At 47.4% G+C, this 12,643-nt stretch carries 13 protein-coding genes; 6 read left to right on the top strand and 7 right to left on the bottom strand.

The features are described from left to right. Window positions 1-978, top strand: a 978-nt coding sequence (locus LDL35_RS09480) for a M50 family metallopeptidase (protein ID WP_304022095.1), incomplete at its 5' end; no start/stop codon positions are given. Between the two features lie 50 nt (window positions 979-1,028). Here LDL35_RS09480 and LDL35_RS09485 read toward each other — a convergent pair. After that, complete coding sequence (locus tag LDL35_RS09485; RefSeq protein ID WP_304022096.1) at window positions 1,029-1,307, bottom strand: hypothetical protein; 279 nt, start codon at window positions 1,305-1,307, stop codon at window positions 1,029-1,031. A gap of 60 nt (window positions 1,308-1,367) precedes the next feature. Then, on the bottom strand, window positions 1,368-1,619 hold the full coding sequence (locus LDL35_RS09490) for a DUF4405 domain-containing protein (RefSeq protein WP_304022097.1): 252 nt from the start codon (window positions 1,617-1,619) through the stop codon (window positions 1,368-1,370). A 274-nt stretch (window positions 1,620-1,893) separates the two neighbouring features. Between LDL35_RS09490 and LDL35_RS09495 the strand changes: the two genes are divergently transcribed. Next, the gene (locus LDL35_RS09495) at window positions 1,894-4,467 is read left to right on the top strand and encodes a cation-translocating P-type ATPase (protein WP_304022099.1); all 2,574 of its coding nucleotides are present in this window, start codon (window positions 1,894-1,896) and stop codon (window positions 4,465-4,467) included. A 50-nt stretch (window positions 4,468-4,517) separates the two neighbouring features. Here the strand turns inward: LDL35_RS09495 and LDL35_RS09500 are convergent, their stop codons facing one another. Beyond that, entirely contained in the window at window positions 4,518-4,841 is a 324-nt protein-coding gene (locus LDL35_RS09500) for a hypothetical protein (RefSeq protein WP_304022101.1), read from the bottom strand. A gap of 5 nt (window positions 4,842-4,846) precedes the next feature. Then, entirely contained in the window at window positions 4,847-5,083 is a 237-nt protein-coding gene (locus tag LDL35_RS09505; RefSeq protein WP_304022103.1) for a hypothetical protein, read from the bottom strand. Between the two features lie 153 nt (window positions 5,084-5,236). Here LDL35_RS09505 and LDL35_RS09510 point away from each other — a divergent pair, with 153 nt between their 5' ends. After that, complete coding sequence (locus LDL35_RS09510; protein ID WP_304022105.1) at window positions 5,237-6,028, top strand: FHA domain-containing protein; 792 nt, start codon at window positions 5,237-5,239, stop codon at window positions 6,026-6,028. After that, window positions 6,025-7,254 carry a serine/threonine-protein kinase gene (locus tag LDL35_RS09515; protein WP_304022106.1) on the top strand — a complete coding sequence of 410 codons (1,230 nt, stop codon included), beginning with the start codon at window positions 6,025-6,027 and terminating at the stop codon, window positions 7,252-7,254. Before LDL35_RS09510 ends, LDL35_RS09515 begins: the two co-directional genes overlap by 4 nt. 15 nt (window positions 7,255-7,269) lie before the next feature. Here the strand turns inward: LDL35_RS09515 and LDL35_RS09520 are convergent, their stop codons facing one another. Beyond that, window positions 7,270-8,208: a cation diffusion facilitator family transporter gene (locus LDL35_RS09520; protein WP_304022108.1), complete on the bottom strand. Its 939-nt coding sequence runs from the start codon at window positions 8,206-8,208 to the stop codon at window positions 7,270-7,272. A gap of 447 nt (window positions 8,209-8,655) precedes the next feature. Between LDL35_RS09520 and LDL35_RS09525 the strand changes: the two genes are divergently transcribed. Continuing rightward, window positions 8,656-11,082 carry a methyl-accepting chemotaxis protein gene (locus LDL35_RS09525; protein WP_304022109.1) on the top strand — a complete coding sequence of 809 codons (2,427 nt, stop codon included), beginning with the start codon at window positions 8,656-8,658 and terminating at the stop codon, window positions 11,080-11,082. Between the two features lie 288 nt (window positions 11,083-11,370). Here the strand turns inward: LDL35_RS09525 and LDL35_RS15340 are convergent, their stop codons facing one another. Then, window positions 11,371-11,520 (bottom strand): RsbRD N-terminal domain-containing protein, encoded by a 150-nt coding sequence (locus LDL35_RS15340; protein WP_369694911.1) that lies wholly within the window; start codon window positions 11,518-11,520, stop codon window positions 11,371-11,373. After that, window positions 11,516-11,686: an RsbRD N-terminal domain-containing protein gene (locus LDL35_RS09530; RefSeq protein ID WP_304022111.1), complete on the bottom strand. Its 171-nt coding sequence runs from the start codon at window positions 11,684-11,686 to the stop codon at window positions 11,516-11,518. The genes LDL35_RS15340 and LDL35_RS09530 overlap by 5 nt, the downstream gene beginning before the upstream one ends. A gap of 130 nt (window positions 11,687-11,816) precedes the next feature. Between LDL35_RS09530 and LDL35_RS09535 the strand changes: the two genes are divergently transcribed. Continuing rightward, a partial coding sequence (locus LDL35_RS09535; RefSeq protein ID WP_304022113.1) for a response regulator occupies window positions 11,817-12,643 on the top strand: 827 nt, incomplete at its 3' end.

The following is a 12,643-nucleotide window of genomic DNA, read 5'->3' on the forward strand; positions in this document are numbered from 1 at the left end:
GCATGCCATTACTGGGAACTGTGTATCCCGCTTCCTGGAATACATATCCTCTTTGACATTATTGATGAAAAAATCGGATGGATACTTCGATCCCGGCTGTTTCCCTGGATATTCGGTCTGATATGTCTCTTAGGTCTTACGTATTTTCTCATAACCGAACCACTCCCTAGTTACCGGGTCCTAGAGGGTGAGGATTCACAACTGATTACCGTCCTTTCTGTATACCTGATCCTCATTACCGCAGCAATCCTGCACGTCTTTGGTCATGCCCTTGCCTGCAAAGGTTATGGGAGAGAGATTGGAGATGCCGGTCTTCTCCTGTATTATGGCATGCCCTGCTTGTATATTGATACGTCTGATATCTGGATGGCTGACCGGAGATCACGGATTATCGTCTCCCTGGCTGGACCGGCCGTAAACCTCTTCATCGGGTCTGTCTGTTCCCTTCTGGTCATGGGATTTCCGGATAGCGACGCAAGTTCACTTATCTGGAGAGTTGCCTTCCTCTCGTTTGTCGTTGCCCTTATAAACCTCAATCCCCTTCTTGAATTTGACGGGTATTATGCCCTTGCCGATCTTCTTGAAGTCCCGGACCTTCGGGAACGGGCATTCTCCTTTCTTCGGACCTGGGGATCGAACCGGACCCGGTTAAGCAGAGAAGGATGGTTTTTTCTCATATATGGCACTGCATCTGCGGTTTGCACCCTGGCAATTGTGATTGTCGGCATGTACTTCTGGACAGAGCATATGACCTACCTTATTAGTGAACTTGGAAAAGACCGGTGGGAGATGGATCATGTCCTTGCTACGTTCGCGATTGTTATCGTCTTTGTTCCCTTCTTTGCCGGGATGGTAATCAGTGGAGCCCGAAATATTATTCAGAAAATCCAACATCAATCAAAGAACAATGGTCCCGCACCTACCAGGAATGAGCAGGTATATGAAAAAAGAGCACTTACCCGTCGGATATCGAAATGAATGATATCTCTCTAAAAAAATGAGGATTGATTAACCCTACTATGCTTAATTCACTCTTCGGTCAGTTCTTCAGGTTCCTCTCCCCGATCACAGAAATTATCCTCATCTACATCGCTCCAGAGCGGACAGCCCGGGCAACTGCAATGGAACCCTTTCGGACAGGTCCCTGCAAGAGCATCTGCTTTTTCCTGTGTCTCTTCATCGATCAGTGTCAGATTTCCTGCACTATCGGTAATATACTTCTTCTCTTCGCTTTGTGTGGCAAGGAGGGGGTCCTGGCATCCGTCCCGTCCTGTTGAGGGAGCAGCCAGGACAAATCCGCTTATCATACTAATCAGGCACAACACCTGAAAAATTGTCAATATGTGTTTCGTATTCATAGGTACTCCTTATGCAATCAAGTTCCGAACCATTCTCCGGATAAATCCTCTAAACTGATATATGTGGACCATTACCAGAACGGTCATGAGTAATCCTGACCAGTCATGAATATCAGTGATCAGAGCGACCGGAACCTGGCGGTACGTCAGACCCAGAGCAGGTATCAGACCCGGCCATTTGATAAGACCAGTCACCACACAGATGACGGTTACGATGAGGAGGAGAAGACTGGTGATTCTGATGACCATTTTTCTACTCATAATTCCTTACTCCGGTTGTTGTTATACGGGTTTTGCACTGTATGAACCAGATCTCATGAATCGCTGATAAAGCAGATTCAAAAGTATACAAAATAATGGATATGAACATATAAAAAAGCATAATCCGCCAGGTTCGCCCTTACAACCATCCGGTTCAGAGGGGGGAGGTGGGAGCAGGACCGGTCAATAGAATCCCTTATCCCCTCTCAATGAAAATCTGATGAGGAGAGGCAGTACGTCTGATTTTGAGTAGGATATCTACTGCGGTATCACCATGACGTTTCCGGATATTGAGACCATTCAAGGGCTATCAAGTGAGCAGGTAGCAGAACGGATACGGATATATGGATATAACGAACTTCCTGAACACAAGAAAGACGGCATTGCTGAGATCATTCTTGAAGTTGCCAGAGAACCGATGTTTCTCCTCCTGGTAGTAAGTGGTTGTATCTACTTTTTCCTTGGTGATATCACCGAAGCAGTCATGCTCATGAGTTTTGTGCTGGTCATCATCGGTATTACCGTATACCAGGAGCGAAAGACTGAACGGGCACTTGAGGCCCTCCGAAACCTCTCAAGTCCCCGGGCTCTGGTAATAAGAGACGGGCAGCAGAGGCGGATTGCAGGACGGGAGGTTGTTCCGGGCGATATTCTCATTCTTGCCGAGGGGGATCGGGTTCCTGCCGATGGAATTCTCCTCTCGTCGAATAATATCACGGTTGATGAATCACTCCTCACCGGTGAATCGGTCCCGGTTCGAAAGATTGCCTGGACTGAAGGGCTGAAAGAGCGGGCTTTGGGCGGAGATGATCAGCCCTTTGTATACTCAGGAACCCTCGTGGTCCAGGGTCAGGCTCTTGCAGAAGTCAGAACCACCGGGTCAGGAACAGAGATGGGGAAGATCGGCACTGTCCTTGATGAAGTGTCGCGGGATGATACGAGACTGAAACGGGAGATAACCTTGATGGTGAAGATCATCGCAACATGCGGCCTTCTTCTCTGCCTTATCATCGTTATCACCTATGGAATCGGCCGGGCAGACTGGATATCAGGACTTCTTGCAGGAATTACTCTTGCGATGGCGATCCTTCCGGAAGAGTTCCCGGTGGTTTTAACGGTTTTTCTTGCACTTGGTGCATGGCGAATCTCGCAGAAGCATGTTCTGACCCGTCAGGTATCTGCAATTGAGACGCTGGGTGCTGCATCAGTTCTCTGCGTAGACAAGACCGGGACGCTTACGCTTAATAAAATGACCGTTCAGTCCTTTTTCGCAGATGATAAATTCTGTGAACATGATAGTGCCGGCGAAAATTCTGTCCCTGATTCCTGTCATGAACTCTCTGAATACGCCATTCTTGCCTGTAAGAAAGATCCGTTTGATCCCATGGAAAAGGCACTTATGCAGCTCTCTGATGGGGATTTTGGAAGAACAGAGCATATACACAAAGACTGGAGACTTATCACCGAATACCCCCTCTCTTCTGAACTCCTCGCGATGTCCAATGTCTGGGAATCTCCGGACGGATACGAGTTTATCATCGCCGCGAAAGGTTCTCCTGAGGCGATTGCTGACCTGTGCCATTTCTCAGAGCAGGAGCAGAAAAAACTGGCAGAACAGATAGAGATGATGGCATCACGGGGACTTCGGATTCTTGGCGTTGCAAAATCATCATTTTCAATCTCTGAGCTCCCGCGTATCCAGCATGACTTTGTTTTCACCTTCCTTGGCCTTATCGGGTTTGCAGATCCGGTCAGACCAGGGATCGCAAAAGCCGTGCGGGAATGTTATGCTGCCGGTATCAGGATCATTATGATAACCGGTGATTACCCCCGGACAGCCCAAAATATTGCAGATCAGATTGGGCTTTTGCATACCGATACTACGGTTACCGGGACTATGCTTGCCGAATGCTCGGATGATGACCTCAAAGAGCGGCTCAAAACAGCTACTGTGTTTGCACGGGCCGTTCCTGAACAGAAACTCCGGATTGTCAGGGCCCTCAAAGCGAATAATGAGGTTGTTGCCATGACCGGTGACGGGGTAAATGATGCACCGGCTTTGAAATCTGCAGATATAGGAATTGCCATGGGAGGAAGGGGCACTGATGTTGCCCGTGAAGCATCCTCACTCGTGCTCCTTGATGATAATTTCACCTCAATCGTCTCTGCAGTGCGACTTGGCCGGAGGATATATGACAACCTCAAAAAAGCAATGGCCTATATCTTCTCAATCCACATTCCAATCGCAGGAATGTCACTCATTCCGGTTATTTTTGACATGCCACTCATTCTCATGCCGATGCATATCGTCTTCCTTGAACTCATCATAGACCCGACCTGTTCTATCGTCTTTGAGGCAGAGAAAGAAGAACAGGACATTATGAACCGGCCGCCCAGAACTGCGGATGAACGGCTCTTCACACCAAAGACCCTCTTTCTCAGCCTGATGCAGGGGGTTGTTGTTCTCGGTGTTGTGATGCTCGTGTATCTTCATTCCCTGATGAGCGGGCTTTTAGAGACAGAGGTGCGTACCATGACTTTTATCACCATTGTGATCGCAAACCTGCTCCTCATTCTCACAAACCGTTCCTGGTCAGAGACGATAGTATCTACGATTCGAACACCAAATACGGCCATGCGATGGGTATTTGCAGGAACAATCTCCAGCCTTGTCCTGATTCTTGCAATACCAGCCCTCCGGGATCTCTTCAGATTTTCTCTGATCCCAGCCGAAGGAATTCTCACCTGTGTGCTCGCTGCCAGTGTGAGTGTGCTCTGGTTTGAGGCATGGAAACTCTGGAACAATGCAAGAGATCAAAGCCATCAAATTTCATTGCAGAAAACTTAAAAAAATGGAAAAGAAGGAAACGAAGGAGAAAAGAAAAAACGAAAAAAAGATCAGAAGCGGTGGCCATTCCCATGCCCATGGGATCCTGACCGCCCGCCATGGCCAAATCTCATCCCTGCCTGATGATGCATACCGGTTCCATCAAGAGGTCTGACTCCGTTGTTCGGACAGTTCTCCAGGATGCATGTTCCATTCCCTGAACACGGGCCATATCCGGCTTGTAACTGACCATTCTGATGAGAGAGGCCATAGTGATACCCGGTCCCGTCCGTGGGCCCTGTCTTTCCTGCACCAGATACCGGTAGAGCTACCAGGAGCATGACCAGAACCGCAAGAAGTCCGATGCTCATAAGACCTATTGCTCTTTGGTTCATGTGACTCACCTTTTCAGATTTTTCCCGTACTGCATTCCGGTTCCATCACGGGGCGGGGTTTGATTGTTCGGGCAGTCTGCCTGTGGGCAATCCGGATTTGGACAGACCCCGGTCCCCGCTGAACCATCGCCATTCTGCAGCATAATACCATTTCCATTTCCACCTTGTCCGGCTGCTGATACCGGGAAAGTGGCTCCTAAGGCAATAAGGCCCAGGATTAGGATTACGACTATTGCTTTCATATCTTTTCCTGACCGCCTGAGCGGTGCATACATCCCTCTCGGCTTTGTCCGGATATATAGGGATAAAATGGGAGAAGTTCATGCCATGAACCTCATGGGTACACAGGGTAGAACTTGATAACCATGGCCGGCCTATGAATGAGTGGGATGAATATGAATCCGGAAAGACCAGATGACCGGACAATCCTTACGAGCTCAGATCCAGAGTTTATATCAGAATTATCCGAATATCTTGATGTTCTCGCAAGCCCCGTCCGTCTCCAGATCCTCTCATTTATCGGAAGAAAACCCAGGACAGTCAGGCAGATCTCACATGAGATCGCAACCAGCTATGAAAATACCAAAAAACACCTGGCAAAACTGCTCTCGCTCGGCATCATCCGAAAAGAGATAGGAGTATCTGATGAACCGGTAAACATGGGTCAGCCGGTTTTTTATTATACGCTTGTCCCAGACGGTCTCTCCCATGCTGCACATAATCTCACGCTGTTCAGCCTGGTTGCCGGAACGAGTGCCCCGGACCTTTCAAAGCAGGTACTAGCCGCACAGAGCAGCCTGCACACCATTCTCCCCGCAGGACCCGGCCTTGTCATCATGAATGGTTCAGAGCAGGGAAGAATGATTGAACTGACTGAACCAGTATACCGGGTCGGAAGAATTGAAGAGGGATGGAACGGAATCTCTCCTGAACAGGCCCTTCTTCTGAATGATGAATACAGATCGGTCAGCCGGGTGTCACGGCCTCATGCATGGGTAAAAAAGCAGGCCGGGTTCTGGACAATAGCGGATGGGAACAGTAAAGGGGGAACCTATGTGAATGGTAAACCAATCGCTCATGAACCCGTAGTTTTGCAGGACGGCGACAGAATAGAACTCTCACCAGGAACCCTTGGGGTAACCTTTACCTTTCATTCAGGAGATACCAATCCGGATCATACCCCATGAACACTACCATCCTCCCCGGCCCGGATATCTCTCTCCGAAAGAAATCACGGTACATGTGGGGAGTTCTGACTATCCATCTTCTCCTTGCACTCCAGTACCTTCTGGTTGAGTTTCTGTTTCTGTCAGTCCCGATTAAGCACGGACATGGAGGAGGACAGGGGATGGGGAATGCGATAAACGTCTCCCTCCCTTCATTCTCCATCCTCTTCATGCTTTTGATACTGTGCCATATCATCTCTCTTATAGGGGCCCGTCTTTCAATTCGCTTCATTATTGGATCTGGATTTGGTCTGGTTATCACCGCCACCCTGACGTTAGGACTTCTGCTCTTCTCCCGCCAGTCAATGAACCTTCTTGAGACGGTCTATGCTCATGCGATACTCGTTATCCTTTCACTTGTCTGTTCTCTTCTCATCGGGGTGTATATGGTGATCAGTGAGGTGCGGAAAGGTCATAGGAGTGAAGATAAACCTCCGGAACGGGATTTATCGTCCTTTCCCCTGCCGATGAACCGATACAGAAATGTCAGACCCATAGGAGAAGGGGGTGTTGGCACGATCTGGTATGCAGAACGAATGGGTGATGGAAGGCCTGTCGTCGTGAAAGTCCCTCGAAACGATGATGAAATGACCGGTCTTTCATTTATGCAGGAGATTAGTATCTGGAAAGATCTGGAGCACCCCCATATTGCAACGCTTCTTTCTGCAAATATCCTCCCCGTTCCCTATATTGAGATAGAATACTTCCCTCAATCGGTAGCAGACCTGAAAACCCCGGTGCCAACCGGACAGGTATTGCAGATTATTCAGGGTCTTGTATCAGCTCTTTTATACGCTCATGGCCGGGGAGTTACCCATTGTGATATAAAACCGACAAATATTCTTCTGAATCATGAAGGGATGGTAAAACTCACAGACTGGGGGCTTGCACGGTCAGGAAGAGACCGGTGGTCAGTATCCGGGTTTTCTCCAACCTATGCAGCACCAGAGCAGCGTTCGGTGTATTCAGAATGCACCGCTCCAACGGACATCTGGCAGGTTGGAATGGTATGTGCCGAACTCCTCACCGGGAGTCCCAAGATCCCGTCCGGAACAGAGCCTGTCTTTCAGACCGATGAAGGAGTGAAATTATTACCAATTATTCTGAAATGTCTGGCACCAGACCAGGCCGGACGGTATCAGTCGATCCAGGAACTTTCAGATGATCTTGAGAGGATTGCTTCTTAAAGATGGGATTATTGATTATTCAATCAGGCCATTACATATCCCCGGTTTTAACAGATGTTCCCCCGTATTGGGCTCAACATGAATCGTAACACATGCCCTTGGAAATTCCAGTTTCAGATCTTTCTCCAGGTGCTCGGTAAAATCATGAGACTGTTCCACGGTGATATCTTTATCCAAAACAAGATGCAGGTCAATAAAAATCTCCGGACCTGCCCTCCGGGTCCGTAATCCATGGAAATTAACATATTCAGACTGATGGTCACAGATGATGGAAGTGATTCTGGATACTTCCTTTTCAGAAAGACGGAAATCAATCAGGTCTTTATATGATTTCACGGTCAGATCATATGCTGCCTTCATGATAACCAGAGCAATCCCTATTGCAACAATTGAATCCAGAAGATGAATCCCGGTCAGCCATATAAGAATAAGACCAGTCATGACACCGATTGAGGTATATATATCAGTCCGAAGATGCCAGGCATCACTTTCTAATGCAATAGACTCTGTTTTCTGAGCAATTTTCATGAGTCTGGCGGATACAAACGCATTTACACAGGCTGAAATCCCCATGACTGCAATTCCTGCCCACATCAATACCGGGTTCATCGGTTCATAGGACGGTGCGAGAATTTTTTGGATTGCTTCATTGATGATAAGAATTGCAGCGATAAAAATCAAAATCGCTTCAATCATTCCGGAAACAGATTCATACTTCCCATGCCCGAACTGGTGCTCTTCGTCTGGTGCCTCTCCGGATTTTCTCACCGAAAAAAAGGCAATAACTGAAGCCAGAAGATCCATCCCTGAATGAATCGCTTCAGAGATGATGCTCACCGATCCAAGAGCAAATCCGACAATGAACTTTATGAGGACGAGAACAGAATTTGAACATACAGAGAGGAGGGCAGTTTTTTCTTTCTCGTTATTGAGAGCACTATTGTGAGATGTCATGGGTTATCGAACTTTAAATTGTGACTTTTCCTAACTCTGAAATAATTCACTCAAATTTTGAATACATGATGCTCCATTCAATCTTAAAGGTTTTCAATATATAAGAGGAACAATGAGAAAAAAAGTGAGACTTATTATTACCGCCATTTGTATGAATGTCGGGACCGTGCGATCCGGTGGACGGATGACAGGATTGTCAGATTGGAGATTGCAACAGACATTACCGACAGAAAGAACGTATAAGTGACCATTCGCACAAATCACAAAGCCGGATGGATCGGTTTGTATTGACCGACGTCATTACCCATATATCTGAATTATACGCCAGATCAGACAGATTCACATACTCTTTCTTACTGATAATATGGTTATTCCTACGATATGCCGGGCTAAAGCTTACCTTTATATGTTCATCTGACAAAAATTAATCCTCACCTGAGAGAGACCATGAAGACCATTGCTGCCATAACCGACTGGTTTGACAACGCAACTATCGGACGGAAGATTACCCTCATCTGCCTGATTCTGGTCATTATCCCGACCCTTGTCCTGGGATATGTCGCCTACACCAGTGCAGAGTCCGCGATTCACGAAAGTATAAAGACCAACCTGGAAGTTCAAAGTCAGGATCTGGAGGAGGCGACAAAAACCGCATATGAACTTACCCTGGTTAAAGTGAAGAGTGACCTGAATGTTCTGCATGAGAATTTTTACGCGAAGGGGAAACCAGAGATCGTAGGCGGGAACCTGATGCTGGGATCGTCCTACAAGGTCAATGATAACTTTGAGATCGTTGACCATGTCCAGAACCTCCTCGGCGGAGCGGCAACCATATTCCAGAAGAAAGGCGATCAGGCGATTCGTATCTCCACCAATGTCATCGGTGAGGATGGAAAACGTGCCATCGGAACCCCGGTGTCACCGGCAGTCTATGATGCCGTCATCAATAAAGGACAGACCTATTACGGCACGGCAACGGTCGTCGGAAAGAAGTACATCACCGCCTACGAACCGATAAAGAACGCTGCAGGAGAGATCATCGGTATCCTCTTTGTGGGAGTTGAGGAGGGCTCCACCATCGGTATCCTGCAGGATCAGATCAAGAGTAAGAAGATAGGTGAGAACGGGTATGTCTTTGTCCTTGACAGTACCGGCCAGGCTCTTATTCACCCGACCAGGGAAGGAAAGAACGATTCAGATCTTCCATTCATCAAAGAGATCATAACCAAAAAGAAAGGATACCTGGAATATTCCTGGGATGGAAGAGATAAAATTGCAGTGTTCAGTTATTTTGAGCCATTTGACTGGATCATCGTTGCAAATGCCGACTATCATGACTTCACCGGTCCCATTGATGCCATCCGCAATACCATCTTCCTGGTTGTAATTCTGGGAATCATCGGTGGGTTTATCGTTGCCACCCTCTTTGGAAGATCCATATCCACCCGGATGGATGAACTGGTCACGTTGGCAAGACAGGTCCGTGACGGGAACCTCGTCGCTCAGACAGACCGGGTGTATTCAAAGGATGAGATCGGCATCCTCTCCCAGGCGTTTTCAGATGTTGTCCATACATTCCTCCAGTTCAGGGATGAGATCCGGACCCTGAGCACGGCTGCAGCATCCGGAGATCTGAAAACCAGAGGGGATAGCAGGAAATTCCAAGGTGATTATGCCCTCATCATCGATGGAGTCAATGAGACCGTGGATGCGATGGCTGTTCCCCTCAATGAAGCCATGATTCTTTCCAAACGGTACGCAACCGGTGACTTTACGGCACGAATGAACCCTGACCTCCAGCTGAAAGGGGAGTTTATAACATTCAGGGATGCCCTTGATACTATTGGTATTGATGTGTCCAAGGCTCTTGCAGCGGTTCATGCACAGATGAAGGAACTGACAGAAGAGATGATCGAGGTCAGTAAACGGGTTGATGAAGTCAATGCTGAGACAAACACCGCTCATAAGAGTATTGAGGATGTATCAGAAGGAGTCGGACAGGTAGCATCCATCGCCTCTGCAGTAAATGACCTGGCAGACAAGAGTGGGATGGCAACGCAGCAGATCCTGACCGCCATGCAGGACCTTGCAACCACGGTCTCTTCAGTTGCAGCAAAGATGGAGCATGTATCGGTGCTGACCAATATGGCTGCAGAACTCTCAGAGAAAGGAAAAGATGCTGCAGGTCTTGCTGAGAAGGGGATGCATGGGATCATGGAGTCATCTTCAGAGATAGAGGAGATGAACCAGCAGATCAGTGGTCAGATGCAGGAGATCAACAGGATTGTTGATATTATCAGCTCCATTGCAGAAGAGACAAATCTGCTTGCCCTCAATGCTGCAATCGAGGCCGCACGGGCAGGAGAAGCAGGACTTGGCTTTGCCGTCGTTGCAGCGGAGGTCAAGGAACTTGCGAACGAATCACAAAAATCTGCAGAGAATATCGCATTAATCATCTCCGACCTCCAGAAGAAATCTGGTGCCATGGCAAAGGCAGTCCAGAACTCGATGGTCGAGGTCAAGAGCGGGAATACTGCCGTTGGTGAAACACTGGCAGTCTTTAATGAGATTGTTGAGTCTATCTCCACGATCAACTCGAATATGAGTGAGGTTGCCGCAGCAAGTGAGGAGCAGGCTGCATCGGTAGAAGAGGTCACGGCCACGGTGAATGAATTCAGTGATATGGTGCAGCAGACGGCAAAGGAGTCGGTCGGTCTTGCAGCAGCAAGTGAGGAGTCATCAGCAGCCGTCGGACAGATCACCCAGATGGTAGCCCAGGTAAATGAGTCTATGGAGCGGATTGGTCAGACTACCGATCGGGCTGAAAAAGCGGTGGCCAGGATCAAGGAAGAGATGGACCAGTTTACCTTTTAATTTTTTATATTCAGGCACGTGAGATGAGTGAGAAAGTCACGACCCTATTTGTCGCCAGGAATATAGTATCTGATGGGTGATATCGACATCCGTGGTTTTGTTTCACCTGATGCAGGTCTTCTTGATCTCACCTGACGAAAATATATCCTGAAGAACTCTGAGGAAGCGGTCGATGTCGTGTAGAAAAGAGTAAAGACGCGAGGAATTAAAAGTTGCGATCCACCGATGCAGCATACACATGAGAGACTTGAGATTCTCCTTGTGATTTCAAGGGCACTATCACCCTCATCAACGAGTTGATGTATTAGAGAAGATAAAAATCGCGGTATCTGATGCAGTAAATCCAAGTTCAATCCGTTTTTGTGAAACCTCTTCTATGTAAAACCTCGTCTCTCTCCATTCATCCCCGTCAATCCGCTCAATAGTACCTGATTCAATATTTTATAAATACATTCAGAAATTCTTTTGATTGCTGCTCGAGTTCTGCATCTTTGATAAGGTCACGACGATGAGTGATGGCAGCATGCTGTTCCTTTATCCAGTCAGCAAGTAAATTATCAGAGTGTTTTTGCAATATCTCAGGGAATTTATAGGCAATAACCACGTTGAACACCTCGGGATAAACATCTCATCATCTTCCAAACAATATAAATACTACGATATGATCTCCACAAAAAAGCATCAAAACACTTATGTTACAGAAAATAATACGTTAGGTTACGTACAGGCCTGAAATGAACAGTACTTTTTCAAAGGACCATACATCTGCACTTCATGTCCTTGTCGTGGATGATGAAGAAGACGTCAGATTAGCAACCGCTGAGTACCTGGCTGTGTTGCATAATGTTAAAGCTGACCTTGCCGGATCAGGAGAAGAGACGCTGTCACTCCTTCGTAATACCCGGTATGACGCCATCATATCAGATTATGAGATGGAGGATATGAGTGGGATTGACCTCCTGAAAACTATCAGGGCACGGGGCGACGATACTCCGTTTATCATATTCACCGGACGGGGCCGGGAAGAGGTCGTCATCGCTGCATTTGAGAACGGGGCAGACGGGTATGTCATGAAAGGGGGCGAAATTAGATCGCAGTTTGCTGAACTTGCCCAGAAAGTGACCAGCATCGCCCAGAAAAAACAAACCGAGAAAGCCCTCAGTGAGATACAAGATCAGTTCAGGGATATCTATATTAACTCACCAATAGCGATCGAACTCTATGACAAGGATGGCAGACTACTGGGGATCAATCCTGCCTGCTGTGATCTGTTCGGTGTATACTCATCAGATGATGTCCGTGGTTTTTCCCTCTTTGATGATCCGAATGTACCCAAAGAGAGGCTTGATGCGTTAAAGAAAGGGGAGACCGTACGATATCGTTCTGTCTTTGACTTTGATCTGGTAAAAAACCTGCAATTATATCCAACCAGCAAGGCAGGAAAAATTACCATCGATGTGCAGATTACCCCGATGTATCATGGCGATCACCAGTTATCAGGATACCTGGTCCATGTCGATGATGTCACTGAAGAAACCCATGAAAAAAAAAAAAAAAAAAA

Origin of the sequence: Methanospirillum hungatei, assembly GCF_020216685.1 — an archaeon.
Classification (GTDB): domain Archaea; phylum Halobacteriota; class Methanomicrobia; order Methanomicrobiales; family Methanospirillaceae; genus Methanospirillum; species Methanospirillum hungatei_B.

Coding starts and splice junctions, on each gene's coding strand:
- LDL35_RS09505 (WP_304022103.1), bottom strand. CDS start 5,083: ATGAAAGCAATAGTCGTAATCCTAATCCTGGGCCTTATTGCCTTAGGA.
- LDL35_RS09510 (WP_304022105.1), top strand. CDS start 5,237: ATGAATCCGGAAAGACCAGATGACCGGACAATCCTTACGAGCTCAGAT.
- LDL35_RS09495 (WP_304022099.1), top strand. CDS start 1,894: ATGACGTTTCCGGATATTGAGACCATTCAAGGGCTATCAAGTGAGCAG.
- LDL35_RS09520 (WP_304022108.1), bottom strand. CDS start 8,208: ATGACATCTCACAATAGTGCTCTCAATAACGAGAAAGAAAAAACTGCC.
- LDL35_RS09515 (WP_304022106.1), top strand. CDS start 6,025: ATGAACACTACCATCCTCCCCGGCCCGGATATCTCTCTCCGAAAGAAA.
- LDL35_RS09490 (WP_304022097.1), bottom strand. CDS start 1,619: ATGAGTAGAAAAATGGTCATCAGAATCACCAGTCTTCTCCTCCTCATC.
- LDL35_RS09500 (WP_304022101.1), bottom strand. CDS start 4,841: ATGAACCAAAGAGCAATAGGTCTTATGAGCATCGGACTTCTTGCGGTT.
- LDL35_RS09485 (WP_304022096.1), bottom strand. CDS start 1,307: ATGATAAGCGGATTTGTCCTGGCTGCTCCCTCAACAGGACGGGACGGA.
- LDL35_RS09525 (WP_304022109.1), top strand. CDS start 8,656: ATGAAGACCATTGCTGCCATAACCGACTGGTTTGACAACGCAACTATC.